The organism is Anaerobacillus sp. 1_MG-2023 (assembly GCF_030547345.1).
In the GTDB taxonomy this organism is placed as follows: Bacteria; Bacillota; Bacilli; order Bacillales; family Guptibacillaceae; genus Guptibacillus; species Guptibacillus hwajinpoensis_B.
Genome location: NZ_JAUORD010000003.1, coordinates 353,018 through 370,036, shown reverse-complemented (window position 1 = coordinate 370,036; position 17,019 = coordinate 353,018). Strand labels below are relative to the sequence as shown.

Here is a 17,019-nt window from a genome sequence, read left to right as displayed (position 1 = left end):
TTATGTATGCAATTGATATGACATATGATACAAAAAATATTGCCCTAAAGTCAAGGAATATTCATTTCACACCGTATTTGCTTTCATCAAAGCTTATCACAAAAAAAACGACCTTATAGGTCGTCATGCATTTATGTATATTCATAGATGTCGGTTTTTGTGTTGTTTTAAGAATGCTTGTACCTCTTCTTTCTTCAATCCAAGTTCTCTGGCAGCCCTCATGAGAATAACCCATTCTTGATCAAGTACCTTCTTAGGCTTAGGTTTAGCCATGGTCATTCTTTTCTCCTCCTTCATGGGTTTTCCAGGAGGACCAGCCGTCATCGTTGGAGAACCAACATTAGACCTGTGTCTTTGCGTCCCATCCTTTAGGATGGTTTGCCCTTGTCTGGAGAATTCAGAAATGACACATTCCGACCATAAACTTACAAAATACACAACTTTTTAGTGAATCGATGTGATTATCGAGAAGTTTGACGTTATATGCTACTAATATACCAGTTATTCGATGAAAATTCAAAATATTTTTAAATTTCCATTTCTACTTCTAACATCCTACGATTTCACTCATATGCTAACTGTATTCCCTGAATATATTTTTCGCAAAGGAAGAGTGATATGCAGAGAAATCACATTAGTACCGCTTGGAGCGGTAAACATGTTGTTTTACTTCGTTGTGAACCCATCTCTAGCACCGTAAAAACCATGTATAAAAGTATTCATGCCCCAACAGAACCATTACATCCACATTGTAGTGAAACACTCTCTACTTACCTTAGCATTGGATATACAGTTGCATTTGTTCATTCATTAATTGACGGCTCCATCGAATATGTTCTAACAAAATAAAAGAAGGTTGCCTTCGCAACCTTCTCTTTTGTTTAGAATTGACTTAAATATTCTTTCACCTGATCTGGATTTTTGGTATTCGCACTATGCAAGTGACCAATCTTTTTGCCGTCTTTATAGACAAGAAGGCTCGGGATACCCATAACATCATTTTCCTCTGTAATTTCAGGGAATTGTTCAATATCGATTTGAGCCCATTGCTTTTCATGATGCGCATTCATTATATCATCAATAAAAAAGTCAAGGCGCTTGCAATCCGGGCACCAGTTAGCTTCATATTTTAGAATGGATACGTCATTATTGTTAATGAATGACTGATAAGAATCAGCTGTTTCAATCTTCTTCATGATTATCTCTCCTTCACCTATATCTTCATTAACAATTATATCGAAATAATCATTGAATGTCTGTAAGAAAGCTTACGTTAATTCACACTAAGATAGTGCAACCTGAACAGCTGTTCTTGATCAGTCCATGTTTTCATTGGTGTGAAACCTGAATTCTCTGCTAACTGTTTAAGTTCTTTAAGATTCTGTTCGAGTCGGATAGTATTCTTCTGGCTATGTGATTTCTTCAGATAGCTCTGATCCATTGCGAAGTTTTTAATGATTACTTATCATCTGCAAGACGAATGCCGGTAAATTGCCAGCGTTTATCTGGACCAAAGAAATTTCGATAAGTCGGACGAATATGAGATACGGAGGTAACACATGATCCGCCTCTTAGAATCATCTGACTGCTCATGAATTTTGCATTATACTCACCCAACGCCCCGTCAAGCGGTTTATTACCAGGGTAAGGCATATAAGGACTTTTCGTCCATTCCCACACATCTCCATAGGCTTTTTTTATTCTACCTTCATTTTCCTTGATCGATGCCACGGGATGATAGATGCCATCTTCAACAAAATTACCCGCAATCGGCTGATCGCGAACTGCAAGTTCCCATTCGGACTCAGAAGGAAGTCTTTTACCTACAAAGCTTGCATATGCTTCAGCTTCGTAGTAACTAATATGTGTAACAGGTTCTTCTATATTTAGTGGAACTAACCCATGGAGCGTAAAAGTATACCACTCCCCATCCTTTTCAACCCAATGCAACGGTGCTTGCCAATTTTCTTTCTTTACTGTTGCCCAACCATCTGATAACCAGTAGGTCGCTTCTTTATAACCACCAGCTTTAATAAACGCAAGATACTCCCCGTTCGTTACTGTTCTAGTCGCTAACTTAAATGGCTCAAGCCAAGATTTATGTATTGGACGTTCATTATCAAAGGAAAAACCATCATCTTCATTTATACCCGTTTCAATCAGACCTCCCTCAAACGAGATCCACTCTAATGGTGTAGCTTTTTCTTTAGAATTAACCTCAAGTGAACGGTAGACCGGTTTCAATGGATTAATGGAAAAATTATATTTAATGTCGGTCATTAAAAGCTCTTGATGCTGTTGCTCGTGATTCAATCCGATTTCTACTAAATCAGCAACCTGGTGAAGTTTACTATCGTCAATTTCTTGAATAAGAGTAACCATTTCTTCATCAATATCAGATCGATAGCTTCTAACTTTATCTATACTTGGTCTGCTCAGCAAACCTCTTGCATGGCGAGGGAAATAACTTCCTACACTTTCATAGTATGAGTTAAATAAGTATTCGAATTCTTCGTGAAACGACTTGTAATTTTCACAGTATTCTTTCAGAATAAACGTTTCAAAAAACCACGTTGTGTGTGCCATGTGCCATTTGGGAGGACTTACATCTGGAATCGATTGAATAGTGAAATCCTCCGTTTCAAGTGGTTCCACTAATGTGTTCGTCATTGTGCGTGTTGCTTCATAAGCATGAAGCAATTGTTCTCGTAATTCGTTTAATTGAATGGATTGTTGTACCATAAGTTCCTCCCCAAAATCTTAATAATTTATGAACATAAAGTTTTACCCTAGTTTTAACTAAATTAAACATTTAAAGACATATTCCTGTTTTTATGAGAGCATTTGAAATTTCTTTATGGCCCTTTGTGTTGGGATGAATTCCATCTGAAGCTAAAAATTCCTTTTCCCGTCCTTTAAAAACTGGATAAATATTAGCAACTTTAACGAATTTTCCAGCTGAACATGTTTCAATGTGTCGGTTAAATGCCTTAACCCAAACATCTGAAAAAGCTAAATCAGGAATGGGGTTATACAAATTCACAATCCGAATCATTGCTTGAGCGTAATTCCGTTTTAGCTCCTTCGATAAATAGGCTACAATCCAACTCATATTCTGACAACATTCATGTAAAGCACCATCTAGTACAGCCTTGTTTTTTGTAATAGCGTAAGCTTCAGCTGCATCAATCAGATCGTTTCCTCCGGCTGTGACCGTAATAACAGGCGATTGTTTCATAGGAATTTGGGAGCAATAGAGCCATCGTTTAACATCTGCAGTAGTCGCACCATTTTCTGCAAACGTTCGCGCTTTAACCGGAAATTGTAACTCGTAATTTAGAGAATTGGAATAAAAGTCTACAAATGTTGGAGTAAACAAAACCGTTCCAGTACCTAACGTAATAGAATCTCCTATTGCGGTATATTTAACAGAAGTAATTGAGTCAGACATAGAATCACCTCTTAATTATAGATGCCCTATATTATTCCACTCAACACTCTATTGTTACTTTGCTAGTTAAGGTCTTCCAAAAAAAGAGCTTCTTCACCTTTTACGAGGAAAGGCACTTGACATTCCCCTGCTACCTTTATAAGATCTTTAAGTCTTTCCGGTTGTTCCATTAAGTTGACTTCTACAAATGGAATATTTCTTTCCTTAAGATGTTGCTTCATTTTATAGCAATCGATACAACCCGTAATCGTAAATAACGTAACCTGTTCCATGTTAGACTTCTAACCTCCTAACATAGTTGAGTATAAGTGATAAAATAGATAAAATGATGTAAGCTAAATTACGGAGTACAACTACTTTGACATGAATGAAGGTGATGAAAATAGATAAATTAACAATGTTATCTCAGATCAATTTATTTGAAGAACTTGAAATGAATGATTTAATGCAAATTGATCGCGTAAGTGACATGCAACCTTTAAAAAAAGGAACAGTCATATTAGGACCCGAAAACCCGATGAAAGCCCTCTTCCTTTTAAAAAAAGGAACGGTACGTCTCTATCGCTCAAACGCTGCAGGAAAACAATTAACTGTTGACCTTCTAGGAGACGGTAACATCTTCGGTGAAACATCTAGTTTCTCTCTCAATGACGATTCCGTATATGCGGAAGCCATGTCTGACGTATATGTCTGCGTCATCGGAAAAGATCAATTTGAAGAACTTATTTCCGAAAACCCCAAGCTCGCCATAAAATTCATTGAAATTCTTTCTTCTCGTTTAAAGGAAATCTATGAAATGAGTGAAAACCTGGCGCTCAGGAGTGTAAAATATCGAATCCTATCGCTTTTAATGAAACTCAGCGAAAAATTTGGTAAAAGAAAGAATGAATGGCAAACCATTGATATTAAGTTAACGCATTATGATATCGCTACGATGATCGGGTCCACAAGAGAAACAGTGAGCGCCACAATTAGCGAACTTAAAAAAGCTGGCTACATAAAAAAAACGCCGCTAACATTTGCGATCCATGCAGAAAAGGCAATATCCTACATGGAAGAAAACGGCGAATAAGAAGCAGAGACATCTGATATCCTCTTCACAAGAAAAGACGCTACGTTTCATTAGCGTCTTTTCTTGCCCCTCGATCTAATTTGCAGCTTTTCCATCTGAGTCTTTCTGGTTATCCTTTTTTCCTTCTAGTTTATCCCACTTAATCGGTCTATTGAGATTTAATTTTTTTTTCAAGTTCAATAAACAGTTGAAATGACCAACATACCATTTATCGAACTTCACCATATGAATGGTTTCCCAGTCTCTCATCTCCTTCGTACATCCATCACAATGTATTTCCATTGGAAGGCACTTCCTGTCTTAAGTAGTTTTCTTTATTTATATTCAAAGAACTGAAAATGTGATTGGTCATCTGTACGAAAAAACGCATCCAATGGATGCGTTTCTCTACTTTATTTTAGATTCTCTGGATTTAACACTTGAAGTGCTTCAGGGACAAACTTGCCATCTTTGCGAATTAACTCATCATCAAACCAGATTTGCCCGCCACCATATTCCGGACGTTGGATTAAAACAAGATCCCAATGAACGGAAGAATCGTTGCCGTTTGGCGCTTCATCATAGGCTTGTCCTGGGGTGAAATGGAAAGACCCATCGATTTTCTCATCAAAGAGAATATCTTTCATTGGCTCACGAATGAAAGGATTGACTCCGATAGCGAATTCTCCAATAAATCGTGCACCTTCATCCGTGTCAAGAATTTGATTAAGTCTTTCTGTATCGTTTGCAACTGCGTCAATTACTTTCCCGTTCTCAAAAGTAAGCTGGACGTTTTCAAACACAAAACCGTTATAAGGAGAAGGTGTATTATACGTAATAACGCCATTGACGCTATCTTTTACAGGGGCCGTAAATACTTCTCCATCAGGTATGTTAAGTTCACCCGCACATTTTACAGCTGGAATATCTTTAATAGAAAAACTTAAATTTGTATCCGGGGAAACGATTCGGACTTCGTCAGCTTTGTTCATACGCTCAACAAGGACATCCATTGCCTCACTCATTTTTGCGTAATCCATTGTACAAACATTGAAGTAGAAATCTTCAAATGCTTCTGTACTCATACCTGATAACTGTGCCATTGATTCATTAGGATATCTCATCACAACCCATTTCGTATGTTTTACACGTTGGTTGCTGTGAACTTTTGTTTTGTAAATCTGATTATAGAGAGCCATTTTCGCTTCAGGAACGTCAGAAAGTTCATTAATGTTCTCAGAACCACGAATGCCAATATACGCATCCATTTTCTCCATTTGATTTAAGTCGATTTCGGCCCATTCTGTTATTTGTTCTTCTGTGGCATTCATCAATAGCTCACGAAGAACTTGATTATCTCTTAAATTCACATGAGGAAAGCCCCCTGCTTTATGTACTTCTTTTACAATGCTCCGCACTAATGAATTATTCACATCAAAAGCTTCAATCAAGACATGTTCACCTTGTTGGATTTTTGTAGAATACTGCACAAGTTTCTCTGCAAACTCTATAATACGAGAATCAAACATATTCTCCCTCTTTTCATCAAATTAATATTCTTAACCCTTTCTATTATACGCTCTAGACCGGAGTTTCTTCAAACATTAGAAAACCGGGCATACGCCCGGTTTTATTATTTGATATCTTGATCGTATTCCATATAGATAACGTGTGTCTTAAGATATTCATTAAGACCATGTTTACCATCTGCACCACCGATACCTGATTGTCCCATACCTGCATGGAACCCTTGAACCGCTTCAAAGTTCTCACGGTTCACATACGTCTCACCATATCGAAGGACGTTCGATGCCTTCATCACTTCGTGTATGTTATCACTAAAGATCGATGAAGATAGTCCATAATGAGTATCGTTAGCCATTTCTAGAACTTTGTCAAAATCGCTATATACAACAATCGGTAAGACTGGTCCGAAAATCTCTTCTTGTATAACGTTCATATCCTGTGATACATCAGTAAGAACAGTAGGTTCAAAGAAAAAGCCTTTGTCCCGATCTACACGCTTCCCACCTGTTTTCACAACAGCACCAGCTTTCACTGCATTATTCACCATTTCTTCGACAGAATCGATTTGCTGTTTGTTCGCAAGTGGACCAATGTCACATCCATCTTCGTTTAAAGAGTCCCCTACTTTTGTATTCTTAAAAGTATTAGTAATTTTCGAGATGAATTCTTCGGCTACGTCTTCATGCACATATACACGTTCTGCATTTGTACAAGCCTGACCATTGTTGGTTATACGAGATGTCGTAATCTTCTCAACGGCTAGGTCAACGTTCGCATGTTTTGTTACGATCGCTGGCGCTTTACCACCAAGCTCAAGGTTCACTTTTGTAATGTTTTTAGCAGCCGCTTCCATTACTTTTGAACCAGCTGGATAGCTTCCCGTTAAGCTAATCATTTGTACGTCTGGTGAAGAAGCAAGTGGCGTACCAATGTCTGAACCTTTACCAGTAACTAAGCTAAATACTCCTTTAGGAACGCCAATTTCATGGATAATACTTGCTAGCTCACATGCTGTATTTGGCGTATATTGACTTGGCTTAATAATAATCGGACAGCCTGTGACAAACGCTGGCGCTACCTTTCGAGCGAAGATAAACATTGGGAAGTTCCATGGCACGATACCGCCAACGATTCCGATCGGCTTTTTGAAAACAAGAATATTCTCATTCGGGCGATCACTTGGGAGTACTTCTCCTTCGTATCGTCTTGCCCAACCTGCCATATAGCGGAAGTAATCAATCGTTAGGTCTACTTCTGCCTTTGAAGCATCTACTGTTTTACCATTTTCTTCAGTCAACATGTTAATAAAAGCTTCTTTTTTCTCTTCTACTTTATCGGCAATCTTATATAAGTATTCAGCTCGTTCAATTGAAGGTTTCTTTTCCCACTCTCTCTGGGAAGCTTTAGCAGCTTCAATTGCACGCTGCACGTCATTCTCATCACTTTTCGGAATTCTTGAAATCACTTCTTCTGTTGCTGGATTGATCACTTCGAGCATTTCTTCTGAATGACTATTTGTAAATTCACCGTTAATGTATAGTTGATAGCTTTTCACTTGAAAGACCTCCTACATAGTGTTGGAGAACTGTTCCCAAGTTAACTATATTCTTAAACATATGATCACACATTCAAACAGTTTCTTTCGCTAACTCCCTCTTTTCAAGCCAAGCTTCTAGTTCTTTATGATGCCTTTTCATCTCTTCATATCCTTGATTGTATAAAGTCGTGAGACGAAGCTGTGACTTTTCTATCCGTGCTACTTCAAGAGGTGTTGAAGGTTGAATGATAAAATAATTCTCCCGATTTGCTTCTATATGATCAAGTGTTTGATTGTAATGAATATATCGCTTTGTAATGGCTTGTGCGAGCGCAGGATTTTTCCGATAAAGACGTTGAATCATCCATGATAACTTTGATTTCTGCTTTCGATATCCTTCATTGCGGGTCAAAACGACTACATGACTTTTATTGCCATCGACTTCCGATTTTTGAACTGGGATCGGATCTGTAATACCGCCATCCAGATGAAAACGATTATTAATTTGAACGGGCGGGGCCATGAATGGTAATGAGCTCGATGCTCTTAGAATCGAAAGAATCTGTTCACCATCATCTTTCTTATTAAAATAATAAGGTTTCCCGGTAGAGATATCTGTTGTGCCAATAACAAATTGCTCAGTAGCATTCTGAAATGCATCAAAATCGAACGGCACATGAGTAGAAGGAATTTCATTAAAGATTAAATCCATACCAAACAGCTGTTTTTTACGGAATAAATTCTTGTATGAAATGTATTCGGGATGATTCACATAATCAATAAGTACTGTGCGGTTCCTTCCATTTTGCCTTGAGAGGTATGAAGCTGCATTACATGCACCAGCAGATACGCCAATCACATAAGGAAAATACAACTCGTGCTCCATCATATACTCTAAAACGCCTGCCGTATAAACGCCTCTCATCCCTCCGCCTTCTAGTACAAGACCTACTGAATTCATTTAAAAGTCCCCTTTTCAATCATCTATATTTAATTTTACTGGAGTTGGAAATGAACCTCAAGAAAGCAAGCTTAGTTTCTCGTCAATAGTAAAAAGCTCCCTGCCATTGCAGGAAGCTTACTTTATTCTTCGCGTTCTTCATTCTGAATTGTTTTATGCCCTGTTGATGCTTCGTGAGGGAACTTTGTTTGATCTGCTGTTTTCGGTCGTTCACGTTCCATTCCTTTTTTCTTATGATCAAATGCCTTTCCTCGGCCCATCTTACCCCTCCTTTCACCTCTTCGTATTCTCCCACTTACGGAAAAAAAGTATCCGAAAAAAGTTTGAATGGGCATGTATAGAAGCAGATGAAAGCGGCCATGATAATTAGTGAAGAGGGAAGAACAAAAGTGCATAAGGAAAACGGAAGCTTTTAAGGAGATGGTCGCGTTGAACTACTCTGTTGGTAAAACAAGGCTCTGACAACTTTCATTAGAAAGAGGTGTCTCCAAAAGACAACTACCGTTCTACCCCATCGCTTGTTTAGCAAACGCTAATAACTTCCTTCTTCATGAGGGTCTTATCCTTTCGGATAGGGCCCTTTATGCATTCTCTTTCACATGCTGATGAGCTAAACTAATCTGAATCGCGATTTGCTCTGGTGACGTACCTCCATAGCTTTTTCTTGCGTTCATCACATTAGCAGGCTTAAGCACTTCAAAAACATCTTCTTCAAATAAAGGGCTAAATGATTTAAATTCTTCCATCGTAAGATCAAGTAAATATTTCTTTCTTTCGATACCATAAAGAACAATCTTTCCAATGACTTCATGCGACTCACGGAACGTCATTCCTTTGTTAACAAGGTAATCCGCAATATCGGTTGCATTAGAATAATCTTCATTAACGGCTTGCTTCATGTTTTCTGTCTGTACTTTCATTGTTTCAATCATAGGCGCCAAAAGTTGAAGAGCGCCATCAAGCGTCTTAGCTGTATCAAACATGCCTTCCTTATCTTCTTGCATGTCTTTGTTATAAGCAAGTGGTAGTCCCTTCAATACCGTTAACAAGCTAAACAAATTTCCATACACTCGACCTGTTTTCGCACGAAGAAGTTCAGGAACATCCGGATTCTTTTTCTGGGGCATAATACTCGATCCCGTACAGAAAGAATCGTCTAGTTCAATAAATTGAAATTCCTGACTGCTCCAGATCACCATTTCTTCCGACAAACGGGACATATGCATCATAAGCATGGAAGCATTTGAAAGAAACTCAACAATAAAGTCACGATCACTAACTGCGTCCATGCTATTCGGATAAACGGCGTCAAAACCTAACAGTTCTGCCGTGCGATGGCGATCAATCGGAAAGGTTGTTCCAGCTAGTGCGCCTGCACCAAGCGGTAACATACTCGTTCTCTTTAAGCTGTCTTGAAATCTTTCCTTATCACGTTCAAACATCCAGAAATACGCGAGCATATGATGGGCAAATGATACAGGTTGAGCACGCTGCAAATGTGTATAACCTGGTAAAACAGTTTCAACATGAGATTCAGCCTGGCTTAGAATCGCCTGCTGAACCTCTTCGATGTGTGAAATAAAATGGTTAACCTTTTTAATAAGGTACATATGCATATCCGTTGCAACTTGGTCATTACGGCTTCTACCGGTATGCAGCTTTCCTCCGACAGGTCCTATTTCATCAATAAGTGCTTTTTCAATATTCATATGAATGTCTTCTTGAGATACATCGTATTCAAACGTTCCATTCTGAATGTTCTCAAGAACCACATGTAAGCCTCGCTTGATTTCTTCCATGTCAGTGGAACTAATCACACCGCATTCACTAAGCATCTGAACATGGGCCAGACTGCCTTCGATATCTTCTTCTGCTAGTTCTTTATCATACTGGATCGAAGCTGTATATTCTTCTACAAGCTTATTCGTTTCTTTCGTAAAGCGTCCACCCCATAGCTTAGACACACTAACATCTCCTTATTGAGTTACTTTTTGTTTCTTATGAACTTCCGCATTCACTTTTGTAGGTAATCCCCATAGTTTAATGAATCCAACTGCAGCGTCATGATCAAAGAGATCACCTTTAAGGTATGTTGCAAGTTGTTCGTTATAGAGAGAGTTCTCTGATTTACGTCCAACTACTGTGTTTGACCCTTTGTGTAATTTAAGACGTATCTTACCACTTACTACTTTTTGGGTTTCGTTAATGAACCCTTCAAGCGCCTGACGAAGTGGTGAATACCATAAACCATCATAGATCAGTTTTGAAAGTTGCTGATCAATCGTCGTTTTGAACTGTGATACTTCGCGAGTATGTGTTAGAAATTCTAGTTCTTTATGAGCGTTAATCAAAATGAGCGCGCCTGGATTTTCATATACTTCTCTTGATTTAATCCCAACGAGACGATTTTCAATATGATCAATACGTCCAATACCGTGGACGCCGCCAATTTCATTTAACTTCTCAATAAGATCAACTAACCCCATCTTTTGGCCATTAAGTGCTGTTGGGCAGCCTTCTACAAAATCAATTTCAATGTATTCCGGCTCATCAGGTGTTAGGTGAATTGGTGCTGTCCAATCGAATGCGGCTTCTGGAGCCTCAGCCCACGGATCTTCAAGTACTCCAGCTTCACATGCACGTCCCCAAATGTTGGCATCAATTGAAAATGGATTATCAAGTTTAACAGGAACCGGGATCCCTTTTTCTTGTGCGTAAGCAATCTGTTCATCACGCGTCATTCCCCATTCACGAACAGGAGCGATCACTTTCAAGTCCGGATTCAACGCTTGAATCGATACTTCAAAGCGAACCTGATCATTTCCTTTTCCTGTACATCCATGTGCCACTGCCGTAGCTCCTTCACGTTCAGCCGCTTCAACGAGAAGCTTTGAAATGAGGGGACGTGACAGTGCTGAGGATAGCGGGTATTTCCCTTCATATAATGCATTTGCTTTTAATGCGGGTAAAAGATAGTTCTCAGCAAGAAGTTCTTTCGCTTCAATCATATAAGCTTTTGAGGCACCCACATTCAGTGCCTTTTCCTTGATCGTCTCTAGATCTTTCCCTTCACCTACATCAAGTCCAAGGGCAATAACCTCGTATCCATATTTTTCTTCTAACCATTTTATCGAAATGGAGGTATCAAGACCTCCGGAATAAGCAAGAATGATTTTCTCTTTTGCCATGTCATCCACTCCTTATCTTTGTATTAATATATATGATAACGTATATTTATTCAAAATGCACGAAAAAAATTTAACTTTTTAATAAAAGTTTCAAAAGTGCTTTTTGCGCGTGCAGACGATTCTCTGCTTCCTGGTATACAACTGAATGAGAACCGTCGATAATTTCCGCTGTAACCTCTTCTCCTCTATGCGCTGGAAGACAATGCATAAAGATGTAATTTTCATCAGCGTTTATGCATAACTCCTCATTCACCTGATAAGGTTCGAAAACTCCCTCACGTTCAGCTTGCTCGTCTTCTTGCCCCATACTCGCCCAAACATCGGTAATCAAAACATCCGCATCCTTAGCAGCTGCAAGGGGATCAGCGGTTACTTCAATGACCGAACCATTTGTTTTCGCTACTTCGTTCGCTTTCGCTACGATCGCTTCATCTGGTTCATACCCTGCTGGACAGGCGATCGTGAAATTCATGCCCACTTTCGCTGCCCCTTCAATAAGTGAATGAGCCACATTGTTTCCATCTCCAAAATAAGCTGCTTTCAATCCACTTAAATGACCTTTATGCTCGATAATCGTTAGTAAATCAGCAAGAATTTGTGCTGGATGATGTGTATCTGTTAATCCGTTAATAACAGGAACGGAAGAAGCTTTCGCAAAACGTTCAATCGTCTCATGGCCAAACGTTCGAATCATTACTCCGTCAAGGTACCCTGCTAGCACATTAGCGGTGTCTTCAACAGTCTCGCCTCTTCCAAGCTGGATGTCTTTCGAACTAAGAAACAAAGCATGCCCGCCAAGCTGAAGCATCGCTACTTCAAATGATACACGGGTTCTTGTTGATGACTTTTCGAAGATCATCCCAAGCACCTTTCCTTTTAATTCTTCATGAGGGATCCCTTCCTTTTGAAGTTTTTTCAACTTTTCAGCTTCTTGCAAAAGATAATGAATCTCCTCACTGCTAAGTTCAGCGATCGTTAGAAAATCTTTCCCCTTCATTCCTTCTGCGATTTCATTTTGCGTTTTTACCGACTGCATCATTAAATCATCCTTCCTGCCCGATTGGAGTTTCTTTCATTTGGTGCCAATGCTCTAGACTGTTGACTTCAAGTGTCTTGGATCCTTCTAAGACCAATAACTGAAGCGTGTCAAGATGTGTAAAACATGGAATTTTATATCGTGTGGCGAGTGCACGCATTTGAAATCCAGAACGTTCTTTTTCTCTGCCGATTGTCGGAATCGATACAACTGCGCTTAGCTCTTCTTTCATTAGCGCCTCAATTTCATTTAAATCTTTTTTTATCACGATTGATTGGATACCTTTATCATTTAACAATTTGGCTGTTCCAGATGTTGCGTAGATTGCAACACCTTTTTCTTTAAGCTTCATTAGTACATCACATGCAGCTTCTTTATGCTCTTCACTAATTGAACATAGTATAGAAGAAGGTAGCTTATTCGGATCCCACGTAGATACAATCGCTTTTCTTAATGCTTCTTCCGATGTTTTTGCCATAGCAAGGACTTCTCCTGTAGACTTCATCTCTGGTCCAAGAACATGGTCAACGTTTTTTAACTTTCCATTTGAGAAGATAGGAAACTTTACCGTGTAATAAGGTTTTTCTTCTAATAAACCCGTTGCTTCTAATGAGTTACTTTGCAATTGAGCTTTAATCGCCCATTCAACCATTGGAATGTTCGTTACTTTACTGATAACGGGTACAGTTCTCGAAGATCTTGGATTAATTTCAAGAACATAAATGATGCCTTGATCGATGACAAATTGAATATTCATTAACCCTCGACATTCGAGCGCTTGAGAGAGCTTTTCAGAATACATCGTAATCGTTTCTTTCTGCTCTTCTGTAATAGATACAGGTGGATAAATCGCTGTGCTATCTCCAGAATGAACGCCCGCTCGTTCAAGGTGCTCCATAATGCCAGGAATGGCGATTGATTCTCCATCGCAAATCACATCGACTTCACATTCAATTCCTTCCACAAAGCGGTCGAGAAGGAATGGCCACATTTTCTTTGAACTGCTCTCTAATTTTTGTGTATACCGTTTCAGTTCATCCATATGACGGAAGATAAACATGTTTTGTCCGCCTATCACATAGGAAGGTCTTACAATGATCGGGAACCCTAACTCTGCGGCTAGATCCTCCATTTCATTTGGCTTGTAAGCCATTTTCCCTTCTATATAAGGAATCGAAAGAGAATCCAACAATTGATAAAATTGATCACGGTCCTCGACTTTATTAATGTTCTCAACAGGTGTACCGAGGATTGGAACTCCGCGCTCGTGCAACTCTTCCGCTAAATTAACAGCTGTTTGACCACCAAATTGTACGGCCACTCCTATAATATGTTCCTTCTCAATAACCGCAAGGACATCTTCAAGTGAGAGCGGCTCAAAGTAAAGACGATCTGCAACGCTATAATCTGTACTAACCGTTTCTGGGTTATTATTCATAACAATCGCACGATAGCCTAACTTCTTCACTGCCTGTGTCGCGTGAACGGAGCAATAGTCAAACTCCACACCTTGCCCGATTCGAATGGGCCCTGAACCAAGAACGAGGATGCCTGGCTCACTGATCTGCGCCATCTCATCGCTCCCTAAATACGTAGAGTAGAAATAAGGCGTGATTGCTTCAAACTCACCCGCACACGTATCAACTTGCTTCATTCCCCTCAGAATGCCAGCTTCTTTACTCATACTCATGATCGAATCGATCGTTTTTCCAGTTGCTTTCGAAATGTAGGCATCACTAACGTTTAATTGCTTAACATGAATTAGCAATTCTTCAGAAAGATCGGTTTGATTCATTATCTTTACTTCCGCTTCCACAATTCGCTTCACCTTATGAAGAAACCAGCTATCAATGGCTGTAAGTGATTTAATGTCCTCTACAGAATAACCTCTTCGAAAAGCTTCACTAATTAAAAAAAGTCTTTCATCTGTTGGCGTCATTAGCTGATCATTTAAATATTCTTGACTTACCTCTTCATATAAGCCTGTTAATGATTGATGACCACTCTCAAGAGATCGAACAGCTTTGTTTAAAGCACCTTCAAAACTTCGATCAATTGACATCACTTCTCCTGTTGCTTTCATCTGTGTTCCAAGTACGCGATCACCTTCAGGAAACTTATCAAATGGGAATCTCGGTATTTTGACAACTAAATAATCAAGGGCAGGTTCGAATGCTGCATAAGTATTACCTGTAATCGGATTTGGAAGCTCATCTAATGTAAAGCCAATGGCACATTTTGCAGCCATACGTGCAATCGGATAGCCAGTAGCTTTAGAAGCTAATGCAGACGAACGACTTACCCGCGGATTCACCTCAATGATGTAATAATCGTTTGATTCAGGGTTTAATCCAATTTGAATATTACAACCACCAATAACATCAATGGCACGAATCACTTTTAACGAAACGTTTCGTAGCATCTGGTATTGGTAATCATTCAGCGTCTGAGAGGGTGCAACAACAATCGAATCCCCTGTATGAATTCCAACAGGATCCATATTTTCCATGTTACATACGATCATGCACGTATCGTTTTCGTCACGCATCACTTCATATTCGATTTCTTTCCAACCAAGCATACTTTTTTCAATGAGTACCTGGTGAATAGGACTTAAGGAAAGGCCGCGATCAACAATTTCAAGCAAGGCGTTATCATCAGCTGCAAATCCACCGCCTTCACCACCCATTGTATAGGCTGGGCGAACCATGATCGGATAGCCAATTTCTCGAGCGAATGTTAACGCCTCTTCCCTTGTCACGGCAATTTTCGACTCAGGTACTGGTTCGCCAATATCAAGCATTAGCTGTCTAAACTTCTCACGGTCTTCTCCATTTTGAATGGATTCAACAGAGGTGCCAAGAAGTTCCACATTCAATTTTTCTAGAATCCCTTTTTCGTAAAGCTCTACGACAAGATTTAAACCTGTTTGGCCGCCAAGTGTCCCGATGATGCCATCAGGCTTTTCTTTTTTGAGTATTTCCTCTACATAAGGAAGCGTCATTGGTTCCATATAAACATGATCCGCGATTGATGAATCAGTCATAATGGTGGCTGGATTGCTATTTATTAAAACAACCTCAATCCCCTCTTCTTTTAGCGCCAAGCACGCCTGTGTACCTGCATAATCAAATTCCGCTGCCTGACCAATGACAATAGGGCCAGATCCTAAAATGACAACTTTTTTTAACTCTTTACGTAAAGGCATAGTGCTGGTCTCCTGTTCTCGTAATCTGGTTCATAAATGCGTCGAACAAAAAGGCTGTATCTGAAGGTCCCGCGTGTGCTTCTGGATGGAATTGAACCGATTGAATGTTGTAATGGTGATGTTTTAATCCTTCAACGGTTCCATCATTTAAATTAACAAAAGTAAGCGCAAACCCTGTATCTTCTAAGGTCTCCTGTACGACTTCATAACCATGGTTTTGGGAGGTGATAAAAACTTTCCCCGTCTCCAAATGCTTCACCGGGTGATTCGACCCACGATGTCCAAATGTTAGCTTTCGAGTGGAAGCCCCGTGTGCAAGAGCGAGAAGCTGATGACCAAGACAAATCCCGAATGTTGGATATTTTTCACTAATAAGCCGGATCGTCTCAAAAGTTGCAGATAATGCTTCAGGATCTCCAGGACCATTACTTAACACCACTCCGTCTGGTTGTAGGTCAACAACTTCCTCAAAAGTTGTATTAAATGGCATAATTGTTACAGCACAACCAAGAGATTGAAGGGACGTAAGAATTGATTTCTTATACCCGTAGTCCATTAGCACGATATGTGGTCCCTCACTTGGATAATGTGTTTTTTCTTTTACAGATACATGTGGAACAAAAGATTTCTCTGATTTCCATTCAAAGCTGTTATTTGGAAGTTCAGCCGTTATCTGTCCTTTCATTGTTCCATAATCCCGTAGCATTTTAACTAGGGCTCGTGTGTCTACACCAGTTAAAGAAGGAATTTCATTCTGTAATAGACCTTTTGAGAAAGACCCTGTTGCTAAATAATGACTAGGTTCCTCACACTGCTCTCCTGTAACCACACCATGAAGATGAAGGTGTTCACTTTCACTATCAAGATTATTTATTCCATAGTTACCGATTTGTGGGTAACAGAAGACGATGATTTGCCCGGCATAAGAAGGATCCGATACAATCTCTTGATAACCAGTCATGCTTGTATTGAAAACAACTTCACCAGAAGCTTCTAAAGCTCCTATTAGATCGCCTTCAAATACTGCTCCGTTTTCTAATACAAGATAGCCCTTTTTCAT

At 39.4% G+C, this 17,019-nt stretch carries 17 protein-coding genes and 1 riboswitch; of the genes, 2 read left to right on the top strand and 15 right to left on the bottom strand.

From position 1 onward, the window contains the following. Positions 1-141 precede the first annotated feature (141 nt). Entirely contained in the window at positions 142-279 is a 138-nt protein-coding gene (locus Q4550_RS08270; RefSeq protein ID WP_303531633.1) for an anti-repressor SinI family protein, read from the bottom strand. 25 nt (positions 280-304) lie between these two features. Continuing rightward, positions 305-393: riboswitch (cyclic di-GMP riboswitch) on the bottom strand. A 225-nt stretch (positions 394-618) separates the two neighbouring features. Between Q4550_RS08270 and Q4550_RS08265 the strand changes: the two genes are divergently transcribed. Continuing rightward, complete coding sequence (locus tag Q4550_RS08265; protein WP_303531632.1) at positions 619-849, top strand: hypothetical protein; 231 nt, start codon at positions 619-621, stop codon at positions 847-849. Positions 850-881: 32 nt separating this feature from the next. Here Q4550_RS08265 and Q4550_RS08260 read toward each other — a convergent pair whose 3' ends face one another. From Q4550_RS08260 to Q4550_RS08245, 4 genes are all read right to left on the bottom strand, one after another. After that, a complete protein-coding gene (locus tag Q4550_RS08260) occupies positions 882-1,196 on the bottom strand; it encodes a thioredoxin family protein (RefSeq protein ID WP_194221634.1) in 315 nt (104 codons plus the stop codon). Between the two features lie 262 nt (positions 1,197-1,458). Next, positions 1,459-2,742 (bottom strand): ergothioneine biosynthesis protein EgtB, encoded by a 1,284-nt coding sequence (gene egtB, locus Q4550_RS08255; protein WP_303531628.1) that lies wholly within the window; start codon positions 2,740-2,742, stop codon positions 1,459-1,461. Between the two features lie 70 nt (positions 2,743-2,812). Next, positions 2,813-3,451 (bottom strand): SGNH/GDSL hydrolase family protein, encoded by a 639-nt coding sequence (locus Q4550_RS08250; RefSeq protein WP_303531626.1) that lies wholly within the window; start codon positions 3,449-3,451, stop codon positions 2,813-2,815. 62 nt (positions 3,452-3,513) lie between these two features. Continuing rightward, a complete protein-coding gene (locus Q4550_RS08245; protein WP_303531624.1) occupies positions 3,514-3,723 on the bottom strand; it encodes a glutaredoxin family protein in 210 nt (69 codons plus the stop codon). A 104-nt stretch (positions 3,724-3,827) separates the two neighbouring features. Here Q4550_RS08245 and Q4550_RS08240 point away from each other — a divergent pair, with 104 nt between their 5' ends. Next, a complete protein-coding gene (locus Q4550_RS08240; RefSeq protein WP_306558400.1) occupies positions 3,828-4,523 on the top strand; it encodes a Crp/Fnr family transcriptional regulator in 696 nt (231 codons plus the stop codon). A gap of 75 nt (positions 4,524-4,598) precedes the next feature. Here Q4550_RS08240 and Q4550_RS08235 read toward each other — a convergent pair whose 3' ends face one another. The 10 genes from Q4550_RS08235 to Q4550_RS08190 form a co-directional block, all read right to left on the bottom strand. Then, positions 4,599-4,805, bottom strand: coding sequence for a hypothetical protein (locus Q4550_RS08235; RefSeq protein ID WP_303531622.1), 207 nt, complete (start codon positions 4,803-4,805; stop codon positions 4,599-4,601). 110 nt (positions 4,806-4,915) lie between these two features. Then, complete coding sequence (locus Q4550_RS08230; RefSeq protein ID WP_303531621.1) at positions 4,916-6,031, bottom strand: aminopeptidase; 1,116 nt, start codon at positions 6,029-6,031, stop codon at positions 4,916-4,918. A 104-nt stretch (positions 6,032-6,135) separates the two neighbouring features. After that, a complete protein-coding gene (aldA, locus tag Q4550_RS08225) occupies positions 6,136-7,584 on the bottom strand; it encodes an aldehyde dehydrogenase (RefSeq protein WP_303531618.1) in 1,449 nt (482 codons plus the stop codon). A 73-nt stretch (positions 7,585-7,657) separates the two neighbouring features. Beyond that, complete coding sequence (locus Q4550_RS08220; protein WP_303531616.1) at positions 7,658-8,527, bottom strand: patatin-like phospholipase family protein; 870 nt, start codon at positions 8,525-8,527, stop codon at positions 7,658-7,660. Between the two features lie 122 nt (positions 8,528-8,649). Beyond that, positions 8,650-8,787: a hypothetical protein gene (locus Q4550_RS08215; protein WP_194221627.1), complete on the bottom strand. Its 138-nt coding sequence runs from the start codon at positions 8,785-8,787 to the stop codon at positions 8,650-8,652. 321 nt (positions 8,788-9,108) lie between these two features. Then, complete coding sequence (gene argH, locus Q4550_RS08210) at positions 9,109-10,491, bottom strand: argininosuccinate lyase (protein ID WP_303531610.1); 1,383 nt, start codon at positions 10,489-10,491, stop codon at positions 9,109-9,111. A gap of 12 nt (positions 10,492-10,503) precedes the next feature. Beyond that, positions 10,504-11,715 carry an argininosuccinate synthase gene (locus Q4550_RS08205; RefSeq protein ID WP_283152123.1) on the bottom strand — a complete coding sequence of 404 codons (1,212 nt, stop codon included), beginning with the start codon at positions 11,713-11,715 and terminating at the stop codon, positions 10,504-10,506. A gap of 70 nt (positions 11,716-11,785) precedes the next feature. Further along, the gene (argF, locus tag Q4550_RS08200) at positions 11,786-12,754 is read right to left on the bottom strand and encodes an ornithine carbamoyltransferase (RefSeq protein WP_303531605.1); all 969 of its coding nucleotides are present in this window, start codon (positions 12,752-12,754) and stop codon (positions 11,786-11,788) included. 4 nt (positions 12,755-12,758) lie between these two features. Continuing rightward, positions 12,759-15,959, bottom strand: a complete 3,201-nt coding sequence (carB, locus tag Q4550_RS08195) for a carbamoyl-phosphate synthase (glutamine-hydrolyzing) large subunit (RefSeq protein ID WP_303531604.1) — start codon at positions 15,957-15,959, stop codon at positions 12,759-12,761. Then, positions 15,946-17,019: a carbamoyl phosphate synthase small subunit gene (locus Q4550_RS08190; RefSeq protein ID WP_303531602.1), complete on the bottom strand. Its 1,074-nt coding sequence runs from the start codon at positions 17,017-17,019 to the stop codon at positions 15,946-15,948. Before Q4550_RS08190 ends, carB begins: the two co-directional genes overlap by 14 nt.

Bases quoted from the DNA above. Each gene is read 5' to 3' on its own strand.
- egtB (WP_303531628.1), bottom strand. From the start codon at position 2,742: ATGGTACAACAATCCATTCAATTAAACGAATTACGAGAACAATTGCTT.
- Q4550_RS08230 (WP_303531621.1), bottom strand. From the start codon at position 6,031: ATGTTTGATTCTCGTATTATAGAGTTTGCAGAGAAACTTGTGCAGTAT.
- Q4550_RS08220 (WP_303531616.1), bottom strand. From the start codon at position 8,527: ATGAATTCAGTAGGTCTTGTACTAGAAGGCGGAGGGATGAGAGGCGTT.
- Q4550_RS08190 (WP_303531602.1), bottom strand. From the start codon at position 17,019: ATGAAAAAGGGCTATCTTGTATTAGAAAACGGAGCAGTATTTGAAGGC.
- carB (WP_303531604.1), bottom strand. From the start codon at position 15,959: ATGCCTTTACGTAAAGAGTTAAAAAAAGTTGTCATTTTAGGATCTGGC.
- Q4550_RS08250 (WP_303531626.1), bottom strand. From the start codon at position 3,451: ATGTCTGACTCAATTACTTCTGTTAAATATACCGCAATAGGAGATTCT.
- Q4550_RS08240 (WP_306558400.1), top strand. From the start codon at position 3,828: ATGAAAATAGATAAATTAACAATGTTATCTCAGATCAATTTATTTGAA.
- Q4550_RS08270 (WP_303531633.1), bottom strand. From the start codon at position 279: ATGACCATGGCTAAACCTAAGCCTAAGAAGGTACTTGATCAAGAATGG.
- Q4550_RS08245 (WP_303531624.1), bottom strand. From the start codon at position 3,723: ATGGAACAGGTTACGTTATTTACGATTACGGGTTGTATCGATTGCTAT.
- Q4550_RS08205 (WP_283152123.1), bottom strand. From the start codon at position 11,715: ATGGCAAAAGAGAAAATCATTCTTGCTTATTCCGGAGGTCTTGATACC.
- Q4550_RS08265 (WP_303531632.1), top strand. From the start codon at position 619: ATGCAGAGAAATCACATTAGTACCGCTTGGAGCGGTAAACATGTTGTT.
- argF (WP_303531605.1), bottom strand. From the start codon at position 12,754: ATGATGCAGTCGGTAAAAACGCAAAATGAAATCGCAGAAGGAATGAAG.
- Q4550_RS08260 (WP_194221634.1), bottom strand. From the start codon at position 1,196: ATGAAGAAGATTGAAACAGCTGATTCTTATCAGTCATTCATTAACAAT.
- Q4550_RS08215 (WP_194221627.1), bottom strand. From the start codon at position 8,787: ATGGGCCGAGGAAAGGCATTTGATCATAAGAAAAAAGGAATGGAACGT.
- Q4550_RS08235 (WP_303531622.1), bottom strand. From the start codon at position 4,805: ATGGAAATACATTGTGATGGATGTACGAAGGAGATGAGAGACTGGGAA.